The organism is Vallitalea longa (assembly GCF_027923465.1).
Taxonomy (GTDB): domain Bacteria; phylum Bacillota; class Clostridia; order Lachnospirales; family Vallitaleaceae; genus Vallitalea; species Vallitalea longa.
In genome coordinates this window covers 1-23,814 of sequence record NZ_BRLB01000018.1, presented here as the reverse complement: position 1 = coordinate 23,814, position 23,814 = coordinate 1, and the positions used below count along the sequence as shown (strand labels likewise).

The 23,814-nt window shown below is 31.2% G+C and carries 15 protein-coding genes; all 15 read right to left on the bottom strand.

Annotated features, from left to right (window positions below; genetic code table 11):
• Positions 1-75: 75 nt before the first annotated feature.
• Complete coding sequence (locus QMG30_RS20150; RefSeq protein WP_281818615.1) at positions 76-1,449, bottom strand: carbohydrate ABC transporter substrate-binding protein; 1,374 nt, start codon at positions 1,447-1,449, stop codon at positions 76-78.
• 249 nt (positions 1,450-1,698) lie between these two features.
• Complete coding sequence (locus tag QMG30_RS20145) at positions 1,699-3,669, bottom strand: heavy metal translocating P-type ATPase (protein WP_281818613.1); 1,971 nt, start codon at positions 3,667-3,669, stop codon at positions 1,699-1,701.
• 51 nt (positions 3,670-3,720) lie between these two features.
• On the bottom strand, positions 3,721-4,074 hold the full coding sequence (locus QMG30_RS20140; protein WP_281818611.1) for an ArsR/SmtB family transcription factor: 354 nt from the start codon (positions 4,072-4,074) through the stop codon (positions 3,721-3,723).
• Between the two features lie 296 nt (positions 4,075-4,370).
• Positions 4,371-5,840 carry a sulfatase gene (locus tag QMG30_RS20135; RefSeq protein WP_281818609.1) on the bottom strand — a complete coding sequence of 490 codons (1,470 nt, stop codon included), beginning with the start codon at positions 5,838-5,840 and terminating at the stop codon, positions 4,371-4,373.
• 25 nt (positions 5,841-5,865) lie between these two features.
• Entirely contained in the window at positions 5,866-7,224 is a 1,359-nt protein-coding gene (locus QMG30_RS20130) for a GH1 family beta-glucosidase (protein ID WP_281818608.1), read from the bottom strand.
• A gap of 23 nt (positions 7,225-7,247) precedes the next feature.
• Positions 7,248-8,702, bottom strand: a complete 1,455-nt coding sequence (locus QMG30_RS20125; RefSeq protein ID WP_281818606.1) for a sulfatase family protein — start codon at positions 8,700-8,702, stop codon at positions 7,248-7,250.
• 2 nt (positions 8,703-8,704) lie between these two features.
• On the bottom strand, positions 8,705-10,360 hold the full coding sequence (locus QMG30_RS20120; protein ID WP_281818603.1) for a glycoside hydrolase family 3 protein: 1,656 nt from the start codon (positions 10,358-10,360) through the stop codon (positions 8,705-8,707).
• A 23-nt stretch (positions 10,361-10,383) separates the two neighbouring features.
• Entirely contained in the window at positions 10,384-11,823 is a 1,440-nt protein-coding gene (locus tag QMG30_RS20115; RefSeq protein WP_281818602.1) for a sulfatase-like hydrolase/transferase, read from the bottom strand.
• Between the two features lie 36 nt (positions 11,824-11,859).
• A complete protein-coding gene (locus tag QMG30_RS20110; RefSeq protein WP_281818600.1) occupies positions 11,860-12,771 on the bottom strand; it encodes a carbohydrate ABC transporter permease in 912 nt (303 codons plus the stop codon).
• 11 nt (positions 12,772-12,782) lie between these two features.
• Positions 12,783-13,709, bottom strand: a complete 927-nt coding sequence (locus tag QMG30_RS20105) for an ABC transporter permease (RefSeq protein ID WP_281818597.1) — start codon at positions 13,707-13,709, stop codon at positions 12,783-12,785.
• Between the two features lie 72 nt (positions 13,710-13,781).
• Positions 13,782-15,449, bottom strand: a complete 1,668-nt coding sequence (locus tag QMG30_RS20100; protein WP_281818596.1) for an extracellular solute-binding protein — start codon at positions 15,447-15,449, stop codon at positions 13,782-13,784.
• 242 nt (positions 15,450-15,691) lie between these two features.
• Positions 15,692-17,365, bottom strand: a complete 1,674-nt coding sequence (locus QMG30_RS20095; RefSeq protein WP_281818594.1) for an extracellular solute-binding protein — start codon at positions 17,363-17,365, stop codon at positions 15,692-15,694.
• 349 nt (positions 17,366-17,714) lie between these two features.
• A complete protein-coding gene (locus QMG30_RS20090; protein ID WP_281818592.1) occupies positions 17,715-19,907 on the bottom strand; it encodes an AraC family transcriptional regulator in 2,193 nt (730 codons plus the stop codon).
• Between the two features lie 365 nt (positions 19,908-20,272).
• Positions 20,273-22,762, bottom strand: coding sequence for an alpha-amylase family glycosyl hydrolase (locus tag QMG30_RS20085; protein ID WP_281818589.1), 2,490 nt, complete (start codon positions 22,760-22,762; stop codon positions 20,273-20,275).
• A 46-nt stretch (positions 22,763-22,808) separates the two neighbouring features.
• Positions 22,809-23,195, bottom strand: a complete 387-nt coding sequence (locus tag QMG30_RS20080; RefSeq protein ID WP_281818587.1) for a carbohydrate-binding protein — start codon at positions 23,193-23,195, stop codon at positions 22,809-22,811.
• Positions 23,196-23,814: the final 619 nt, after the last annotated feature.

Below are 23,814 nucleotides of genomic sequence, written 5' to 3'. Positions count from 1 at the left end.
CTATAATACCTGATTTTATTGTGTATCTACTTCAGTCATAAAACTGTATTATAAGACAACCTTTTTAATTCTACTCTATTTAACTATATTTGCTGCTGCTTCTTCAAACATTGGTACTAGATACTCGATTGCTTCTTCAGTTGTTTTTGAACCTGTTATTACCTGACCCATTACATTGTAGAACTCATCTCTTGGTATAAGAGTCATATTATTAACAGATGCAAAGTTATTGATAAGAGGTTTATATCCTTTATCAAATAGTGTATATGATTGTGCTGTCGCTTCATCAACATAAGGTTTGATTATGTCTGCAACACCTTTTAGTGGTGGTACTGATTGTGCTTTTTCTGCTTGTAACTGAACTGCTTCATCTGAATATAAGAATTCTAAGAATTTTTTAGCTAATTCTTGATTTTTGGCAGCCTTTGGAATGTACATTTCATCAATAGAAGCCACTAAGTATTTTTCATCATCTTCACTTAATACAGGAGCTGCACCGAATCCCCATGTAAAACCTTCTTCACGAGGTGCATCTTTCATTTCATTAGCGATCCATGAACCATTTGGAATCATTGCAGCTTTTCCCATAAGGAAATCTGCTTGTGAAGTTGTATGATCGATTCCTGCTGTTCCATTCATAATAGCTTTTGATGATGCTATATTCTCAAATTGCTTGATAATACTTTTTAATTCTTCTGATTTCAGTACTTCAACATCATATTGAATAAATTTATCAAATGTTTCTGCTCCTGCTCCTGAAGCAAGTGCTGGGAATACTAGTCCTTCTAGATATCCTGGATAAATACCTGCATATGTAATAAGTGATCTGTCTGTTATCTTATCTTGTAATGCAAAAAAATCATCCCATGTTACAGGTGCTTTAATACTATTTGTATCAAAATAATTTTTGTTATACCATAAACCTAATGAAGAGAAGTTGAAAGGTGCAAGATAGACTTTCTTATCTTCATAAGGTCTAAGTAAAAAGTTATCCAAAGTTCCATCAATTAGCTTATCTTGAACTTTTTCCATTACATCAGTTATATCAGCTATTGCTTTATCTTTGATAAGTGCTTGAGTTGCACCTGATTTATCTCTTGATGAAAGATAAACGAAATCAGGTGATTCATTTCCTAATATATCATTTCTTATTCTATCACCAATATTAGGGTCAGCTATTACTTCTACTTTTACCCCTTCATTAGCTTTTTCGAATGCTGCTGCTACTTCGTCCCAATATTCACGTCCAAATCCTCCTTGGAATACAGCAACTTTAAGTGTTTTGTTTTCTACTTTTGCTTGCTCATCGTCAGATGAAGTCTCTTTCTCCTTAGATGTTTCAGCTTCAACTTTTTGATTGTCCTCTTTTTTATCTGTCTTAGAACCACACCCTACAAAAGTTGTCATAATCATTACCAACGCAATAAATAATGCTACTTTTTTTCTCATAATTACAAATCCTTTCTTATAAGTTATATTTTTATAATTACACATACATTATAGTAAAATGTTATATTTATAACAATGGATAAAGATTATGCATTTCTTATAAATTTTATAGTATATTCCCGTTTTTTTTAGTTATTTATATTAATTTCTAAGATTATTACCAAATGCATATAAGAATTTTACATAACGTGAAAGAAAAAATAGACCCTATTTTTATAATAGGATCTACTTTATATATTATTTCCTCTTCTATTTGACTCTTAGAGCTCTTACAGAATTCAATATAGCAATAACTGCCACACCTACATCTGCAAATATAGCCATCCACATGTTTGCTAAATTGAATGCCGCCAATATCATTATTAGTATTTTTATGCCTAGTGAAAATATTATATTTTGCCATACTATCTTATTAGTATGCTTCGAAATCTTTATTGCAGTGGGAATACTTGATAATTCATCTGACATCAGTACAACATCAGCAGCTTCAATGGCAGCATCTGAACCTACTCCACCCATCGCTATTCCTACATTAGCTCTTGCAAGAACAGGAGCATCATTGATACCATCCCCAACAAAAGCTACCTTTTCGTTTTTATCAACATTATTCATTATCTCTTCAAGTTTATTAACTTTTTCATGAGGAAGTAAATCACTATAATATTTAGTTATACCGACTTTCTTGGCAATATCTTCTGCTACATCCTTATGATCTCCGGTTAACATAACTATATCTTTCACACCATATTTTTTTATGTTTTCTATAGCATCAATAGTATCTTTTTTGAGTTCATCTGCTATATTGATAATTCCTATAAGCTCATTATTGACAGCTACATAAACTTTAGTACCTATACTATTATCTTGAATTGCTATAGGAATATTTTCTTGTTTCATGAGTTTGGCATTTCCTACAGATACTTCATTGCCATCTAATTTTGCTTTTAATCCTTTTCCAGCTATTTCAGTTATATCTTTCACGCGATTTTCATCTATCTCTTTACCATATTCGTTAATAATAGATATAGCTATTGGATGATTAGAGAAGTTTTCAATATATGCAGCTGTTTCTAGAACTTTCTCTGTACTATTGGCTTCATCTACATTAATAATCTGTGTAACTTTAAATACACCTTTTGTCAGCGTTCCTGTTTTATCAAGGACAACACTTCTTAGATTTCTTAGTTCCTCAAGATAGTTGCCACCTTTAACCAAAATCCCTTTACTTGAAGCAGCTCCTATTCCTCCGAAATAGCCAAGTGGTATAGAGATTACTAATGCACAAGGACAAGATACTACTAAAAATATTGCTGCTCTATAAACCCAAGAACCTAAGTCTTCTCCAAAAAACAAAGGTGGTATAAAAGCTAATAAAACAGCTACTCCAACAACTATAGGCGTATAATATCTTGCAAACTTCGTAATAAATTTTTCTGTATCTGCTTTTTGTTCATTAGCTTCTTTAACTAATTTTAAAATCTTGGCAACTGTAGATTCGCTAAATTCTTTTGTTACTTTTATTAAGACTACTCCTGATATGTTTATAGATCCACTATACACTTCTGAATCCTTTTCAATTTCTCTAGGCAGTGATTCACCTGTAATGACTGAAGTATCTGCAGTTGATATTCCATCTATTACAATTCCATCAAGTGGTATTTTTTCACCAGGTTTGACTCTTATAATATCATTTATCTTAACTTTTTCTGGATCCACAATCTTATAAGTCTCCCCTATTTTCAAATTGGCTACATCAGGTTTTATGTTTAATAGTTGCTCTATTGAATTTTTTGATTTATTTACTGCTAGACCTTCGAACAATTCTCCAACCCTATAAAACAGCATAACCGCTACAGCTTCTGGATGTTCCCCTATCGCAAATGCAGTTATAGATGCAATTGTCATCAAAAAGTTTTCATCTAAGAATTTACCTGTAAACAAACCTTTTACTGCACTAATAACAATTTCTCTTCCTACTATTATGTATGCAGCTATAAATAATCCTGTTTTCAATGAACTATTAGTATTAATAATTATCGCTGCTAGAAATAAAATAAAAGCAACTATAAATTCTATAACATCTCTTCTGGAAAAACGTTCATGGGTATGTTCATGATTGTTTCCATCATTATGATTATGTTCACTATTATGGTTATTGCTTGAACAAGTTTTACAACCACAGCCACATGTACTAATATTATCTGTTAATCTTTCTGCCATCAATACCACCCTTTCTGCCTCTAATTTGGAAACATACAATCTATATTTTGATTATTCCAATATATGTTCCATTCCCATTTTATATATCATCTCTATATGTGTGTCATTAAGCGAATAGTAAACCAATTTTCCTTCTTTTCTTGATTTCACTAGACGACTACCTTTCAATACTCTCAATTGGTGTGAAACTGCTGACTGGGTCATATTTAATACATTGGCTATTGTACTTACACACATTTCTCCATTAAACAATGCTCCCATGATTCTCACTCTGGTACTATCACCAAAATTCTTAAAGAAATCTGCTAATTGATACATTGTCTCTTCATCGGCTATGAATGTTTTGACATCTGATATAAAATTATCGTCCTTACAACACTTATTTTTCTCTTCTTCTGTACGCATTTTTATACGCTCCTTTACATATTAATATATTTATAATTGTTCATATGTTAATGCAAAAAATATTATATCATTTATTTGTAAAAATTTCAATAGTTAAATCGTATCTTTTTATTAAAAATGAATATTGATTTTAAATACACACATAGAATGCACTTATATGATTAAATATAAAATATATAAAAGTATAAAAAAATAAAGAGACAATATTTTATTAATTAGTCAATAAAATAGCTCTAAATAAAATAATGATCTGATAACAAAGTATAACTTTCTTATCAGATCATTATTTTTATTTCTTATAATAACCCAAGTCGCTCATATTGTTCCCCAGGTGCTTGTGAATCTTTCATGGCTTTTATAATTTTATCTATCAATTCTTTTTCAATTGCTTTATTATTGATTGGCTTCTTCTGTTGGTAATCTTCTTCTATATCAAATATCAAAGATTCTTTTATGTACTTAATACTTCCATCTTTCTGATTCTCATAATTTATTGGGATTTTATACACAGGATAATCAGTATACTTCAAGAATCTGCCCATATCAATCTCATCAGCTCTCTCTTTCCCAATATATTTACGAAATCCCGTTGGCATTGCTGTATAGATATATAAGGGATAATTATCCTCTTTTATAGGAGCTCTAAAATAGGTATATCTACCATCGGTCATATTGACTGCCTTACCATGATAACCATATAATACTACATCACGTAATGTTTGGTCTTCACCACTTAATAGATTAGTTAATGAACATCCTTTAACCGACTCTGGTATATCAATTTTATGATAATCCAAAACAGTAGGCATTATATCAATATTTTGTGTAAGCTCATTTATCCTTGTACCAGCTTTTGAATCACCTGGTAGATGAACTATAAAAGGGAGATGTGCCAATTCATTATATACTTGCATATAATTCTTGGCCATATATCCATGTTCCCCTAACATATGACCATGATCTGCTGTCAATATGACCATAGTATCTTCCCACATATTGTCTTCATCCATTTTATTGAATAATTTTCCTAACCATTTATCCATCATTGTCATAGTTCCCGCATACCTATTTCTAATATGCTTAAGAGCTTCTGGTGATTCTTCTACCGGTTTATAATCAGGCCAGTCATACCTTGGTCCCTCATAATCATCATCATACATATCTAAATACTCTTTCGGACAATCAAAAGGTTCATGTGGGTCGAAAGCTTCTACCATTAGGAAGAAATCCTTAGCATTCTTGTTTTCTTCCAACCAGCTACACGCAGAAGCGAAGGTTTTTGGACTAGGGTAATCTTCTTCTTTTTTAAATTTCATACGATTCAATTCATATTGTAAACGTATTCTTCCAATATGTTCTTCACACATACTAGGTTGTTCAATCTTTGATACCCATGGATCTGACTCTTGTCCTCTTATCAGATCCCAAGTATTGAATAATTGACAATAATTTTCTCCCCCTATTTCAAAATAATGATAATGATCTGTGACCATATGTGTAAAAATATCATTTTCTCTTAATTTCTCGGGTAATGTGATATCAAAAGGTTCAATGGGTCCCCAATTCCTTTCTAGAAAATTCAATCTACCTGTGAATATATCTCTTCTTGCTGGCATACATGGTGCTGATCCCATCCAATGATTATCAAACACAACAGATTTTTTTGCTAATCTGTCTATGTTAGGAGTTTTTATCCAACTATCTTCATTGTATGTTTTCAAAAAATGTCTGTTCAAACTATCAATTAATATTAATATCGTTTTCATAATCTATCACCCCTTCAATGATTTGTTATAACGATAAATCTTCGCCGTTAGATGAAATTACTTTATTATACCAATATGCTGATTCTTTTAATGTTCTTTCACCTGTTTCAAAATCAACATATACCATTCCGAATCTTCTTGAATAACCAAGTTTCCACTCAAAATTATCTAATAACGACCAATGAAAATATCCTCTTAAATCAACACCTTCACTAGCTAATTTTCTGTAATTGGCCAAATATCTAGAAGTAAAATCTATTCTTTGATAATCATATATTTTACCATCTTGTGCTTTCCAATCAAGATTAGCCATTCCATTTTCAGTAATATAAAAAGGAAGATTATATCTTTCGCTCATAAGCCTAGGACCCCAATATATACCCTCAGGCATTACATCCCACTCCATAGCTGTTTGAGCTCTTCCGACTTGTTTTTTTACTCTACATACTTCTCCTTCGCTGTTCATATATACTTTATGTCCAGAATAATTATTGAATCCTAAGAAGTCTAATGGTTGACACATTATTTCTTTTTGCTTATCAGTCAATATTGGTAAATCTTCTCCATAGATTTCTTCTGCTCCCTCAGGATATCTGCCTAATATAACTGGATCAACTAACATAGATATTGTAAATAAGGATTTTTGACTTGGTCGAAACATATCTATTACAGCCGCTTCAATATCTTCATCTGAATTCGTATTAGGTATCGCTACACTACCACATGGTGCATACCCTATAATCGGAGATTGTTTCGCATATTTTCTGATTGTCATAACAGCTCGACCATGTGCCAACATAGAATTACGACCAGCCAATAGAACTTCATTCCATGGTAATTGAAGTCCTGGTGCATGCTGCCCTTTACTATGTCCTAAATCAATATAACATTGAGGTTCATTTTGAGTTATCCAAAATTTGACTCTGTCAGATAAACGTTCTATCACTACTTTAGTATACTCAGCAAACCACTCTGGACTCTTATCATTCAACCAACCACCTTGCTTATAAAGAGCATAAGGAAAATCCCAATGAAATAAAGTTATATATGGTTCAATACCATTAGCTATAAGCTCATCAACTAATTTATCATAATACTCTAAACCTTTTTCGTTAACTTTTCCAGTCCCACAAGGTAGTACTCTAGACCAACTTATTGAAAACCTATAAGCTTTTACACCAATTTTTTTCATAAGTGCCACATCTTCTTTATACCTATTATAAGAATCACATGCTGTATCACCATTATGCATATCAACAACTATTTCAGGTGTATGCGAAAAATTATCCCAAACTGATAATCCTCTCCCATCTTGATTATATCCACCTTCTACTTGATATGCTGCTGTAGCTATGCCCCAGACAAAATCTTTTTTGAATCCCATTATGTTACCTCCTGTGTGTTTAATTAATCTATAGCAAATCCTCTTATATCATCATTGAATGGAATAGTATCACTAGTTTTCAAATACCAATCAATGAGTTTATTTTCCATGTCACTTCTGATACTCCTATATCTATCGTCCTCATATACATTATATATCTCATTAGGATCTTTGTTAAGATCATATAACTCATTGATATCTTCAGTACGTCTTATGAGTTTATAATCTAGTGTTCTCATCATGACACTTCTGCATACACTTTTTGGTTCATTTGCTTGTTGCATAATTTTCGGATAGTATGGATGATTTTCATTTGTTAAATTTTTATTTCTACAAGGACTAACAAATGACTCAAAAGCATGGGGTTCTTGCTTATCATACCCTCCTTCACAATATACAATCCTATCTTTATCTCCACATGAACCCGCTAATTGAGGTACTAAGGATTGGGAGAAATTAGTATGTTCAGCTTTTATATCGGCTAATTCAAGCACTGTCGACATGATATCAAATAGTTCAACTTGTTCATTAACCTTATGTCCTTTTTTATTATCTGGTGTACTGATTATTAATGGTACTCTAGTGATATTATCTGTAAAAGCATTTGGCCATTTTTCTACAAGTCCGTAATCTCCAGCGAAATCTCCATGATCACTAGATGCTATAACTGTAGTAGTTTCATTCATACCACATGCATCAATTGCATCTAATAACTTTCCGAATAACATATCAGTATAACTGATCATCCCATAATAAATAGCTTGAATTTTTTTCAACTCATCTTCTGATAATTTATCCAAATTTCTGTATTTTCTTATAAGATCATAATATAAAGGTCTGTCTTTATCAACATCCATCTTCAACTGAGATATATCATCGACATTATACATATCATAATATTTTTCAGGCGCATAATATGGTGGATGAGGAAGACCAATTGGAATATATAAGAAAAATGGTTCATCGCTATCTTTATGATTTTCTAGAAATTCAATAGCTTTTTCTACTTGTAATTTGGACTTCCCTGCCAAACCATCGCCTTCATCACAAGCTTCATATACAAAACTATGATACTTTTCATTTGAAGGTTCATATATATTTTTTACAGGTTTACCTGTTCCACCCTTACATTCCGGACTACTAGTAAAGTTGAATTCTCTTATATAATCTTCTGAATATAAATCATTTTTACCGAACCAGCCAATTTTATACCCTTCATTATGCAAATACCTGAATAAACTTGGTTCGTGCGGTCTTAATAGATGCCATAAGGAACGATGTCCATTATTATGTACATATCGTCCTGTCATAAGACAACATCTAGAAGGTGAACATACAGGATTCTGAACAAAACAATTATCGAATTTCACACCTTCTTTTGCGAACCTATCATAATTTGGTGTCTTTATAGATTGATTCCCATAACATGAGAGACTTTCAGCTCTCATTTCATCTGGAAAGAAAAATACAAAATTCATCTCTATACCTCCCTTTTTATAAGTCCTTCAAGTTCTATCGGTGATTTTCCGACTGCCTCTATCTCTCCTAACCATACTTTTACAGCTGCTCTTTGTGATACTTCATAATTACTGTAAACATTTATGTAGTTATGTAGAGATGGCAGATCATATAATTTATATGGATCTCCAAAGGATGTAAAAACAACTTTTTTATTATCCACCCACCATGAACCTTTGAAAAGTTCAATAGAATTTCCGTATAATCTTATACTACCATATCGTGGTGGATACTTAATATTGACAAATATAGCATCGTAATCATCTACTATTTTTTGTATTTCAGCTATTCCATTAGGATTGATTAAATGATCTACCTTAAATCCTCTTTTTTCAAGTTCTTGATCTATATATTCTAAATCATCTTTATCTGATTTTTTCCTTTGCCCTTCAATATAATGAGCAGTTATAGTTAAGACTTTAGCACCATCTTTCAAATTTTTCATTGGTATGGATTCATATGTATCTCTTACAATGGTAATACTATGATCAGCCATCTTTTGAGAGACTTTCTCATATTCTTCTCTATCTTTTTCTGTTATTATTGGATATTCTTGTTTTTCATTTAATAATCCGACTCTAGCCTTAAGCTCAAGAATACGTCTCACAGCATCATCTAGACGTTCTTTTGATAACCTTCCATCATTAATGGCTTCTATAATTCTAGGACTATCGAAATCTGGTATAGTCCATAATAACATATCCGAACCTTCATCAATCAATCTCCATCCATATTCTTCTCTTGGAATATGTGCACCGAATCCTATCATATTGATGGCATCTGAAACAATAGCTCCATCAAATCCTAACTCCCCACGTAAGAAATCCAACTGTATCTTCTTACTTAATGTTGCTGGTCTTGGTCCCTTGTAACGTTTTGATTCATCTTCATATTCAGGATCAATAAACGGTAACGCAATATGTCCACACATAACTGTTAAAACACCTGAATCAATAATATTTCTCCATATTTTACCATAAGTCTTTTCCCATTCTTCTCTACTCAAATCATTGATCAAAGTTGTTATATGTGTATCTCTTCCATCAAGACCATCTCCAGGAAAATGTTTTGCAGTCGCTGCCATCATACCTGATTTTTGTACTCCTTTTATGAAAGCACTATTCATCTTCATGATATGCTCCGGTTTATCTCCAGATGTTCTTATATGCATCATTGGATTATTAAGATTGATACATGGGTCCATAACTGGTGCAAATGTCCAATGTACACCATTAGCACGACCTTCTCTTGCTGTTATTTCTCCCATACTTTCCATTAGATCTTCAGAATCTGTGGCTGCACATCCCATTTGATGTGGAAATGTTACACCTCCATGTAATCTTGAACCTGCACCATTAACTAAATCAGCATTGATGATAACAGGAATACCTGTATTATATTGTATAGTTAGGTCTAATATTCTTTTAGATCTTTCTAGAGTTATATTTCCAACAAACATAGAACCTATTTTTTCATTTCTAATTAAATCAATTATTTTGTCGTCTGAAAGATGTCCTACATTAACACATTGCACTTGACTAACTTTTTCTTCTAAACTCATATTATCAAACAAAGTATCAATTTTTGATTGAAGATTATCATCAATAGCTTGTATCATCTTTTATATCTCCTTTACTTATTTTACATTTCGTCAGGTAATAACACTGCTTCTTTCGGGATATTCCATCTTTCACTATCAATAGCTCCCGTTTTTTCTCCCCACTTATTGAGAATTGCATGATTTCGTTTCTTTTCACTATACATATTTTTAACTTCTTCTATATTCCAATTGGAACAAATTATATTCTTCATTTCTTTAACTATATCCTGATGATCCTTTGAAATATCTTCTAATTCATGAGGGTCATCTTCCAGATCAAAAAGCAAATCGAACTCATCATAAGAAGAGTAAGTAATCAATTTATATTTTCCTTTTCTCAACATACGACAAGGTACTGGCTTATTATTAATAGTTTCCACAAATTCACTTAAGACACTTCTTTCGGTATTATCTTCAAGACCTCTAAGTTGGTTATGTAAACTTATTCCATTTATATTAGGCGGAGCCATTGCACCTACGATATCACATAATGTAGGTCCTATATCCATTATGCTTATTGCTCCTTTAACTCTATGATTTCTCTTAATGCCATTCCCTTCAATAATTAAAGGGATTCGTGCTGAACTTTCATAAAATGTTTGTTTACCATATAGATTTCTCTCTCCGATTTGATCTCCATGGTCTGACATATAAACAAATATACCGTCTCTATTACTTTTATCCAGATATTTTTTCCATGATTTACGTATATCTCCAATCTGCTTATCCATATTTGTAATCATACCGAAATAAGCTGCTCTTAAATTCTTGATATTTTGCTTATCAGTGATTTGTCTTTTATGTTCTACTCCTGGATGAGAATAATTAGGTTTATTTTGCAATGTTACAGGTAATTGTACTTTATCTTTATAATAGGTATACACATCAGAAGGAGCAACATACGAAAAATGAGGTGCATACGTACCTATTACAATACATTGAGGCTTATCATGTTCTTCATCTAAATATTTAAGTGCAGCTTCTATAACCGCTTTATCATATTCTAAAACAGGTGACGTTCCTCCTCCAATGATACCTAGACATCCATACATGGAAAGTGTCTTATTATAATCTTTCAGTTCACTTTGCATTTGATTTTTTGCACCCCAATAATCACAGGTTATATCTGTCATTATACGTTTAGTAAATCCATGTCTTTGATCTTTGCCCATAAAATGCATTCTTCCACAAAGAACCGTTTCATATCCTTCTAAAGCTATCGAATGTAAAAACGTTACCTTATCTTCAGGAATCGCACACATATTAGTAAATATCCCTGTTCTAGATGGTAATTGACTAGTTAATAATGATGCTCTTGCAGGAACACATAAAGGACATGATGTATATGCTGCATCAAAAGTAGTACCCTCTGAAGCTAACTCATCTAAATTAGGTGTCTCTACGATACTACTGCCTCCAAAGCCAGAATGCATTGGAGCATGTTGGTCACTGCAAAAAATTAATATGTCTGGTTTATTCATGTAATTCCCCCTACCTTAATACTTAATATTTCAAATTTATCCTTTAAGTGATCCAATCATAATTCCCTTATCAAAATATTTTTGAATAAACGGATATACACATATGATTGGTGCACTAGAAATAACAATCAATGAGTATCTGAGTAAGTTGGAAAGTCCTTCTAAAGCTTCTGCATCAGCATCAGAACCACCTAACATACTTGGATCTGTAGTATTTGCAATAAGTATATCTCTCAATACAATTTGTAGTGGTTGTATATCTGGATCCCTTAAATATAAGAAAGCTTTAAAATATTGATTCCAGTGTCCTACAGCATAGAATAATACTAATACTGCTATAATTGCTTTAGAAAGTGGTAAGACTATTTTAAAGAAATATTTAAAATCGTTACACCCATCTAATTGTGCTGCTTCTAATAATTCATTGGGAATACTATTTTGTATAAATGTACGAGCTATAATTAGGTTATATACAGATAATGCTCCAGGTAATATCATGGCTAGTGGTGTATTCATGATGCCCAAACTGCGTACTAACATATACGTAGGAATCATTCCACCAGTAAAAATCATTGTAAAGGAAAATATGAACATTAATATACCTTTACCTGGTAATCCTTTTCTAGCTAATGGATATGCACCTATCATAGTTAACATAATATTAAAACTTGTCCCTACGACAGTATAAAATACTGTATTTCTAAAACCTATAAATACCTTATCATACCTCATTACTGCTTTATATCCTTCTAAGCTGAAATCCACCGGCCATAAAACAACCTTTCCTGTCATAACGGCTGTTGCTGATGAAAATGATGAGGATACAATATAAACAACAGGATATAGAACCAATATGAATATTATGAATAAAACTATATTCACTCCTCCAAAATAAATCTTATCATCAAAAGACATTGTAGTTTTAGGATGTTTATTTAATCTCTTCATTTTTATCCCCTTTACCATAGACTTGTATTGCTTACTTTTTTAGATATTTTATTTACTAAGATAATTAAAATCAGATTAATAACCGAATTAAATAATCCTATTGCCGTCGCATAAGAAAAATCTCCTCCACCTGTTACAAGTCCTACTTTGTAAACATAGGTAGATATGATTTCACTAGAACTTAGATTCAAACTATTTTGCATTAAAAATACTTTTTCAAAACCTATGGTCATAATTTTACCTGTATTCATAATTAAAAGAATAATAGCCGTAGGAATGATAGCTTGAAAATCAATATGTATTACACGCTGAAAACGATTTGCACCATCTACTTTAGCTGCCTCATGTAACTCTTTATCTACTGAAGATAATGCGGCAATATAGATGATTGAACTCCAACCACAATTTTGCCATATACCTGACCATACATACAGATGTTTGAAAGCACCAGGATTGCCGAATATATCTGCTGGTTGTACACCAAAAAGTAATTCGCTAATAGTACCATATAACCCAGTGATTGGATTGAACAATGTATTTATGATACCTACTAATACAATGACAGAAATAAAGTGTGGCATATAGGTTACTGTCTGCACCAACTTCTTATATTTCTCAGAACGCACAGAATTTAACCCCAAAGCTAATATAATAGGTATTGGAAATCCAGCGATCAATTGATAGAATGAAAGACCAATCGTATTCATGAAAACTCTTTTGAATTGATAGGAATTCAAAAATGTTTTGAAATGTTTCAATCCTACCCAATCACTTCCCCAAATTCCTTTTAGACCAGTAAAATCTTTAAATGCAATTTGTAATCCTCCCATTGGAATATACGCAAATATGATAATGTATAAAACAGGTATAATCAAGAAAACATATAATTGCCAATATTTCAGAAAACGGTTCTTCATTGACACCTTACCATGAGTCATCTACATTCAATCCTTTCTACATCAATTTGTCTAATTAAAACAGTCAGTCGTAAAAACTGACTGTTTTTATGACTATTGTAAGTTCATACGCTCCCAAGCTTGTTGTGATAATTCTATATATTTTTCAAGACCGATTTTATTTAATTCATTCACATACTCGTCCCATTGTTTTTCTATATTCAAATCTCCAACTATAAACCTAGCAGTTGATTCTTTTACATAATCATTAAGAGTGGTATGAAGATCACCTAATTCATCTAATTCTTCTTCATTATATAGAATTACTGGAACTACAGTACTTTCATCTGGCTTACAAGCATAGTTTACAGGTACATGAGTTGAAATTAAGTACTCTGAGTCTAATGGATTACCATTAGGAATTCCACCATCTGAAATATCACTAGTACGACATTGCAAACCAGTATTTTTCCAATGTGCATTCTGAACTGGTTCACTCCAAGGGAACTTGATAGACTTGAATTTTCCTTCTATTCCCATAGACTCCTCAAACATTCCTATTTCTCCATCTTCTTTTTCTACCCAATCCTCTCCAGGTATACCATATCTTGATCTCATTGTAGCTTCTTCACAGTACATGAAATCTAGCATTCTAAATGCTGCTTCAACATTTTTACAATCCTTAGTGATATAAGCTCTAGGTAATGGTATTGCTGGACTATATGTTGCTAATTGTAATCCATCTGGTCCTAATAATGGAGGTAATGGTTTATATTCTGAGATTTTTTCATCATTCATAGGGAATAGAATACCTCCGGCAGTCCATACACCTACCACATTATCATCTCCACCTGAAACAAGCATTTGTTTGTATTGAGCTTTATCTTGTGTAAATGTCAATGGACTCAATAATCCATCTTCACATAATTTATTCATATATATTAAACCTTTTTTATACTCGTCTTTGTTATAAATAACATCAACTTTCCCATCATCTATTATAAATTTATCCTTTGTATCATCGTATATGAATGCATTCATAATCCAACTTTGTACATCCCCATACCACATCTGTTGAGAACTGGAACCTACCATAGGTATTTCATCAGCTGCTCCATTTCCATTTGGATCTTCATCTTTAAATTTTTGTAGCACATCTTGCAACTCTTCTGTAGTTGATGGCATATCTAATCCTAGATTATCCAACCATGTTTGATTGATCCATGTTCTTAAAGGAAACATATTACCTAATTGTTCTGTGCATTGTGGTATAGTATATATATTACCATCTGCAGATTCAAAATATTTTACTAAATCCGAATGTTCATCATAGAATTTTTTAATATAAACTGAATTGTTATCAATGGAATCATTCAATGGAAGAAAATAGCCTTGTTTTCCATATCTAGCTACATCAATAGTATTTAATCTGAATCCAATTAAAACATCTGGTAATTTCTCATTTGAATTAAGCATTATAGATAATTTTTCTGGTGCATTTTTATTAGGAAAAAATTCAAATTCAATATCGATTCCTGTACTTTCTTCAATCCATTTAGTATAAGCATTAGTATCAAAATCTTCTACATTTGGATCTTGAAGAACACCTACTGATAATGTTAATGGTTCATTTGTAATTGGAAATTCGCCTGTAGGTGTTAAATTGCTACTTAAATCACTGCCTCCATTATTACTGGTATTATCTTTTTTAGTACCGCATGCTGCTAATAGTAGAACCAATATTAATACAAACGATAATGCTTTAATCTTTTTTTTGTTCATTTTATGCCCTCCATTTTGTATTTTTATTTTTCTGCTTATGATAAAACTATAACTTCTAAAGTCATTTTAGTAAATTGGATATTGATTTTTTCATATTACTATAGTAATATTTGCATGTTAAAATAGTGTTTTTTTGTTGACGAGAGTAATATTTTCTTTTTTTCAGTGAATACGCTAATTTATTTTGTTACTTTTTACCCATACCTAATATTCCAATAAGACTATTGATTAGATTTCTATGATTATTGTAAATTCATTCTGTCCCAAGCCTGTTGAGTTATCTGTAAATATTTTTCAAGTCCGATTTTAGTTAAATTATTGACATAGTCATCCCATTGTTTATCTATATCCATATCTCCTGTTATAAACCTTGCGGCTGATTCTTTCACATAATCCACAAGAGTAGTTTGAATATCTCCTAATTCATCTAGTTCTTCACTATTATAGAGAACTAACGGAACAATCATACTATCATCAGGTTTATAGTCATAATTAGCAAATGTACCTTTAGAAACAAGATATTGGCTTTCTAATGGATCTCCACTAGGTATTATCGCATCTGTAATATCACTTGTTCTAAATTGTAATCCTGTATTTTTCCAATGAGAGTTCTGAACTGGTTCACTCCATGGGAATTGAATGCTTTTAAATTTTCCTTCTATTCCCAATACTTCCTCAAACATACCAATTTCTCCATCTTCTTTTTCTATCCAGTCTATTCCTGGCACACCATATCTTGCTCTCATCGTAGCTTCATCGTTATACATGAAATCCAGCATTCTAAATGCTGCTTCAACATTTTTACAATCCTTAGTGATATAAGCCATTGGAAATGGTATTGATGGATTATATGTTGTTATTTGTAATCCATTTGGTCCTGATAATGGGGGTAGAGGATTATATTCTTTCATTTTTTCATCTCCAGCAGGGAACATTACACCTCCAGCAACCCATACTCCAACCACATTATCCTTTCCACCCGAAACCATCATTTGTTTATATTGGGCTTTATCCTGAGTAAAAGTCAAAGGACTTAACAATCCACTATTACATAGTTCATTCATATATGTTAAGCCTTGTTTGTATTCTTCTTTATTGTAGATAACATCAACTTTATTATCATTTACTATAAACTTATTTTTTGTATCATCATATATAAATGAATTCATGATCCAACTATCTGCTTGACCATACCAAGTTGTTGCTGAACCTACCATAGGTAATTCATCTGGTAATCCATTTCCATTAGGATCTTTATCCTTGAATTGTTGCAAAACATTCTGTAATTCATCTGTTGTAGATGGCATATCCAATCCTAATTCATCTAACCATACTTGATTGATCCATCCTCTTAAAGCAAACATATTTGGTGTTGATTCTGTATATTGTGGCACAGTATAGATATTCCCATCTGGTGATTTGAAATATTTAACTAGCTCAGGATGTTTACTATAAAATTCATTAATATTTACTGAGTAATTTTCATAATAATCATTTAACGGAAGAAAATATCCTTGTTTTCCATATCTAGCTACATCAATAGTATTTAGTCTGAATCCAATAAGGACTTCAGGTAACTTCTCATTTGAATTAAGCATTATAGATAATTTTTCTGTTGCATTTTTATTAGGAAAATATTCAAACTGAATATCAATCCCTGTATTTTCTTCAATCCATTTAGTATAGGCATTAGTATCAAAATCTTCTACATTTGGATCTTGTAAAACACCTACTGATAACGTTAATGGTTCTTTTGTAATTGGGAATTCCCCCACTGGTGTTAAATCGTTACTAGAATTGCTGTTATCTGTAATACCCTCTTTACTACTTACATTATCTTTTTTCGTTGCACATGCTGTTACTAGCAAAACTAATAACAATAAACACGACAATACTTTAATCAATTCTTTCTTCATAACCAACCCTCCATTTTCACATTTGTTTTTTCCGATTGTTATTGTAGCTTATTATATGCATTTTAGTAAATTGTATTTTCTTTTTTTTGTATTACTATAGTAATAATTGCTTGTTTATATTTGTATTTTTAGTTGACCAAAGTAATATTGCACTATTAAATTATAAATCAATCAGTTTTTTTAATGCTTTTGTCCGTTAGGAAAGTTTCCTTGACGCATATGAAAACGCTCCTATTTCATATATTTAAAAAGAAGAACTTTAAGATAGAAAAAAGTCAAAACCTTTACTATTAAAGGTTTTGACTTTTTTTATTACCCAATATAACTTTAATAAAATCATACATATCCTTTATCTTTTTCTCATACTACCAGGTGTTACCCCATATACACGTTTAAATGCTTTGTAAAATGTATTAGATGAATTAAATCCACATTGCAAAGCAATTTTACTGAAAGTCAAATCAGTTGTTTTTATTAACTCAACAGCATAATTCAATCTCTTAGATTCTATAATTTCTCCTAAACTTCTTCCAGTTTGCTCTTTTATGAAATTAAATAAATATTTTTGAGAAATATTGAATTTTTCAGCCAGTGCTTTTCCATATAAATTTGGATCATTGAAGTTTGTTTCTATATAATTATATATTTTATCTTTTAAAAGATTATTTTTACTTTTTTTATTATCATTTATTATGTTGCAGATTTCATTACACTTATCTGTTAGATAGTTTATCATTTCTTTGATCGTTGTAAAATCCAGATACTCTTTTTTCTCCACAAGCAAATCCATCCTAGATAGATCTTTACATGTAGAAACTATTATACCTTTTACTTGATAGAAGAATTGTTTAAGATGTTCCTCTGATATATTTCCACTATCCATTATAGTTGTATATAGTTCTCCAAAATAATCATCAATAGCTTTCACATCACCATTTAATAATCTTTCATTAAGGATTCTACTGTCTCTTATATTAAAAATTATTTCACCTGTATTTTTACTCTCAAAGGAATTGATTAATTTATTCTTACTTCTATTACAATATTTGATAGCATACATTGCTTGTTCATAAGCTACCTTTATATCCTTATACACATTATGTTGTTTAGATATACCACACACCATTTTACTATTGTTTATGTTGCTATACACTATTTTTTCAAATTGTTTGATTATACTTTGAAATTGTTGTTCAGTGTCACACGCAAATACCATGACTGTATAATTATGTAATGACGGGTGAAGATAATATTCATATTTCTCTGAACACTCCGTAAAATATTTCTCTATCATTGTTGCAGTCAATTCTGAGGAATACTCTTTAGTTTTCATCGTTATAATGATGAACCCATTAGCTAACCATGGCATATACTTATTTATCTCAGTATCAACACTTAAATCCAATAAACTTCCGTTTAATATCTTTTCAAATACACTAACCTCTACTTGTTTTTTCATAACATTCAACCTATCAGACAGTTCTCTCGTTTGTTTTGATGTAGTTAAAAAGACCTGTTTGAGATATTGAAGCTCTCCACTCGTATTATCTTGCTCATTGGAAAATTGACTTGCCACTTGCATTAATCCTTTAATTGGTCTATATTCTCTATACGCGAATATCAATGATATAATCAACCCAACTATTATTGTAATAACGATATATGTATTGATTATAATTAGTATAGGACGTATTTCCTTAATAAAAACTAAATTAGATATACCCATGACAACCGTTAACCCTGAATTCAATTCTTGTGCCTTTATAAGTGTATATTTCTTATTCATTATTTTCATTTCTTTGCTAGTATCAAAATCATTATATTTTATATCATAAGATTTATCATCTTCAGTCGATAGTATCAAGTCACCATTTTTATTATAAATAGAAAGAAATCCATCTTTAATGATATTGCTATCCGCTAACATATCTATTACATCTTCTATACGTATTAATGAAACCAGTACTGACTCATATTTTTTATACTTATAGGGCATTGTATTTATATACATAATAGTATTATTTGATTTGTTGATTAAATAGCTATTGTTATCTAGATCCATCATATGTTCTTTATAATCAATATAGGACATATCATTATAAGTAAAAAAATTAGGATAGAATCTATTTGCACTATCATACACTTTATCTACGCCTACAACGATGTTATTATTTCTGAACATCACAAAACTATCATATACTATATTTATATGTGATGTCATATCATTGATTGTTTTTTGCAAATCAATCATATCTATATAATCTGTATTTCTAATATCCCCCTGAATATCTGCCATATATTTAAGTAATTCTTCACTTTGCAAATTAAATGCAACATGATTTATGTTATCCAAATCATTGACTAACCGTTCCAATCCTATTTTTAGGGTATTTTTTGAACTATCGGCAACATTTTTTTTCAATATATCATATGCCTCTAAATATATAGGAATCATTAGTATCAGTACTACCATTACTATTATGATATTTGTACTTATTAACCTATACAACGATTTTTTTTTCATGCCTTTTCTACTTCTCATCGTCATCCTCCTGATGTTAATTTTAGTCAATATGAATAAATAACGCATTTATAATTGTACCATAAATTATCATTAAAATAAATTTTTTTGGTATAATTCTATGCAATTCATCTAAAATCTCATCATCATAAGGTTAATTTTATATAATTAAAATCCATATATAAACAGATAAATGATTACATTATTACAAAAACGACTTAAAAACTTTATAGTTATCATAGTTCTACTGATTATTCATATGCTTGAAAAATAACACTTCTCCATAAAGTAAGAATACTCCTCTTTGACAAATTCTACACTTTGTCAAAGAGGAGTATTACTTTTCGTGAGTATTATATTAGACTGGTATATTATTAAATACTATCTTACTTGACTTCATCTTGCACAAAATAAGCTGCGCTATTATCAGCCCAATACTGTACAGCAACTTTTTCAGTATCATCATTAATTGTCCATTGTGTTTCTTCTGAATATGGAACCCATTCACTCCATGTTTTTCCATCATCATTAGATACTCTTAGGTATTTAGAACCTACAGCTGAATGATGTAAAACTATATCGTTACTATCTACATCTTGAATCAAGTTTTCATCAAAAGTCCAAATTTTAGAAGGATTAGCTATTGGATTAATATCTGTTCCTTTTCTGAATCTGGATTCGAATTTTCCGTATAGATATTTTCCATCTTCACTTTTAGCACTTTCAAGAATCTCTACAATATTGATTCCTTCATCTATATTAGTTTCATATGTAAGTGTATTATTCTCATCATCATAATTCAAATCAGCTGTTGCAACTGAGTTTCCATTATATCTGAATGCATCTTTAACACTGTTTTCATCCATTTCTTTACTGAATTTCAAAGTAATAGTTTCTGAATCACTTTCTACTCTAGTATCATGTTCAGGTGTTACCGATGTAACAACAGGATCAAGGCTTTGTACATTATCTGCCCTAACGAATACTTTTGTTTCGTAAGGTCCTACCCATAGTGAACTCATCATACCATCTTTACCAAGACGATATCTCTCATCAGGATTCATTGCATTAACAATTTCATCCCCTTCATTCCAACCTGTATGGAAATTCTTTGCTTCTATATTGTCTGACCATGTATTGAAAGCAACCATAGCCCAATCTTTCTTATCTCCCCATACACGGCTATATACATAAACACCGTTACCTGCATCAGGTTGACACCATCTCTCATACAATTCATCTGTACTTTGAAGTGCTGGATATTGTCTTCTTATGTTCATGATTTTTTGAATATATTGATATGAAGGATTACACATATCAAAGTTATCTTTTACAGCTGGATTATCACCTGTTTTACAATCGACGTCATACCAGGCAACACTGCTCATGAAGTCTTCACGTGATATACCATCTAAAGCAGTACCATTTGAAGAAAATCCTTGCTCATCTCCATAATAGAATAAAGGTACACCAGGCCATAATGCGATTATTGAACTTGCTAGCTTAGCTTTTTTGAAACCATCGTTTGCACTAGTTAACCTCCATTGGTCATGATTATCAAAGAAATTAAGCATTGTATATCTTGATTCATTTTTCTTAGGATCCCAGAAATCATAAGCTTCTTTATCTTTGTCATATTGAATTTTACACTCATTCAACTTACCATAAACTTGGTCTTTGACAGCAGGCATAAAGAAATTAAAATACATCTGATAATTAATACCACCATCCATTGTATATGTATCATCTATGAATGAATAAGGTTCTCCCACTTGATGTGGTTCTTTTCCTCTTCCTACCATAGTTGCTCCACGTCCACGGTCACAGTAGAACTCTCCAAAAATAAAGAAGTTATCTTTACCAAGGCTTGCAGCATAATCTTTTACTGCTGGCGCCCATCTCTTGAAGAAATAAAGTGGTACTTGCATAGGAGTATCCATACGGATACCATCTATATCTGTTGAACCAATCAATGATTTTGTCATAGCGATAATCTTATCTTGAACTCTTGGATGAGTTGTTCTTAGGTCATCTAATGAACCATATATCTTTCCTAGATGATTGCACCAAGCATCATTATAATCTGTAAGATCACCATTATGATGAAAATCACTATTCCAGAATGAACCTGTTCCCATACCTGAATCTACTTTTTTATTACCTTGAGAATCATATACATCACAGTATTGTCCCTCATTAATAAATGTATTATTTACAGGAAAATCTTGGTATGTTTCATCAGGACTTCTAGGTATTAATTTGTATTCGCCATCATGAAGACGGAATGGCGCACCTTCATTTTCATGTCCTTCAAAATAATACAAATCCGACATATGGTTAACAATCATATCAACAATTACATACATTCCTTTTGAATGCGCCGCATCTACCATATCTCTAAAATCGTCTATTGTTCCAAATCTATCATCAACTAATGTGAAATCAATTTCTCCATATCCATGATAAGAATTGTTTCTATTCTGGAAAACTGGTGATATCCATATAGCATTATATCCAAGAGATTTTATATAATCTAATTTATCTTCAATCCCTTTAAAATCGCCACCATGTCTGGCATCTACTCTATATAGGTCATATCCTCCATATTCATCTTCATTGTTTGATGGATCTCCATCTGCGAATCTATCTGTTATGAACTGATACATGGGAATCTTTCTCCAATCATCTGGTGAAGGGAAATAATCATGTCCTTCCCATTGACCATAATAACCTGCTGGATTAGTTCCATCTTCACTATAGTTTACATTCCAAGCAGCATTTTCATCAGTTCTAGGAGCTGCTAATCCTGTACCAGCCATAAGGCTAACAGCAAGAGGGACAGCTATAGCTTTTGATATTATTTTAGATTTTTTCATTTTATATGCCTCCTAAAAAACCCCAAAAGAGTTTGGGATATTAAGTCTAGTTATTTTGTGCCACAATATGATAATCTTTTCCTTCGTTGTTATCCCAGTAATCTCCTCCTCCTCTATTATATTTAATATGGAAACAGTAATCGATAGTATCATTTTCATTTGCTTCAACATCTGCTTCATACCATACTTTATAATTATGGTTTTCATCAAATCCATATTTACATGCCATTGTCACATCTTTCACATCATCCCATCCGTCTACACCGTAATGGAGTATAACCGCTTCAGTATAAAGACTTGGTTCATACCAACTTTCATATACAATCTTACAAGTTACTTTCTCATCAGGACTTTTTGCGAAGGTATTAGCTGACAAACTTCCCGATAGTAATAATATGACTGACAAAAACATAATGCTAGTTACTTTTTTCATAATCATTCATCCTTTCTTTATATTTATAGTTTTCAAATGATTCATGTAATATTCTATACCATTTTAAAATAATTTCAAGTGGGCTAAAAAGTAGAAATATGTCGAATAATGTATTATTATGTCAAATGACTTTTTAATGTAAAAAAGTACATAATGATTCAAAAATTTTCCTTATAAAAACTAGCAAAATACTAATTTTAAGTTAATTTTAAGTTAAACGTTAAACTTATGATTTTATATTTTGTATAATTTTTGGTAATATTATTCCTAAATTTCATGATTTCAAACAAAAATTCCAATTAATATTGTCATTCAATTACCATACATATATATTTAATATTTATTTTTTATTATTTTTTGGTGTTCATATTGTATACAGTATTATTTGTTATTGCCTCAATTTTTCTTTTTATAGAACAAAAGAGTCTACACCTCGTTCCCCATAGCGTATTTGTCCATTAGGAAAGTTTCTTTAATAATATCACTATTTTTTGCAAAGTTGTATAATGAAATGTCCGAATAAACAAAATAAAAAAGAAATGATTCATTTGAAGATTTCTGTTATAGTGTAATCACCACAAAAACAACTATAGGAGAAAATCATTCAAATGAATCAAAT

What these genes read in the sequence shown, in the direction of transcription:
- QMG30_RS20150 (WP_281818615.1), bottom strand. Translation starts at nt 1,449, where the DNA reads ATGAGAAAAAAAGTAGCATTATTTATTGCGTTGGTAATGATTATGACA.
- QMG30_RS20145 (WP_281818613.1), bottom strand. Translation starts at nt 3,669, where the DNA reads ATGGCAGAAAGATTAACAGATAATATTAGTACATGTGGCTGTGGTTGT.
- QMG30_RS20140 (WP_281818611.1), bottom strand. Translation starts at nt 4,074, where the DNA reads ATGCGTACAGAAGAAGAGAAAAATAAGTGTTGTAAGGACGATAATTTT.
- QMG30_RS20135 (WP_281818609.1), bottom strand. Translation starts at nt 5,840, where the DNA reads ATGAAAACGATATTAATATTAATTGATAGTTTGAACAGACATTTTTTG.
- QMG30_RS20130 (WP_281818608.1), bottom strand. Translation starts at nt 7,224, where the DNA reads ATGGGATTCAAAAAAGATTTTGTCTGGGGCATAGCTACAGCAGCATAT.
- QMG30_RS20125 (WP_281818606.1), bottom strand. Translation starts at nt 8,702, where the DNA reads ATGAATTTTGTATTTTTCTTTCCAGATGAAATGAGAGCTGAAAGTCTC.
- QMG30_RS20120 (WP_281818603.1), bottom strand. Translation starts at nt 10,360, where the DNA reads ATGATACAAGCTATTGATGATAATCTTCAATCAAAAATTGATACTTTG.
- QMG30_RS20115 (WP_281818602.1), bottom strand. Translation starts at nt 11,823, where the DNA reads ATGAATAAACCAGACATATTAATTTTTTGCAGTGACCAACATGCTCCA.
- QMG30_RS20110 (WP_281818600.1), bottom strand. Translation starts at nt 12,771, where the DNA reads ATGAAGAGATTAAATAAACATCCTAAAACTACAATGTCTTTTGATGAT.
- QMG30_RS20105 (WP_281818597.1), bottom strand. Translation starts at nt 13,709, where the DNA reads ATGACTCATGGTAAGGTGTCAATGAAGAACCGTTTTCTGAAATATTGG.
- QMG30_RS20100 (WP_281818596.1), bottom strand. Translation starts at nt 15,449, where the DNA reads ATGAACAAAAAAAAGATTAAAGCATTATCGTTTGTATTAATATTGGTT.
- QMG30_RS20095 (WP_281818594.1), bottom strand. Translation starts at nt 17,365, where the DNA reads ATGAAGAAAGAATTGATTAAAGTATTGTCGTGTTTATTGTTATTAGTT.
- QMG30_RS20090 (WP_281818592.1), bottom strand. Translation starts at nt 19,907, where the DNA reads ATGAGAAGTAGAAAAGGCATGAAAAAAAAATCGTTGTATAGGTTAATA.
- QMG30_RS20085 (WP_281818589.1), bottom strand. Translation starts at nt 22,762, where the DNA reads ATGAAAAAATCTAAAATAATATCAAAAGCTATAGCTGTCCCTCTTGCT.
- QMG30_RS20080 (WP_281818587.1), bottom strand. Translation starts at nt 23,195, where the DNA reads ATGAAAAAAGTAACTAGCATTATGTTTTTGTCAGTCATATTATTACTA.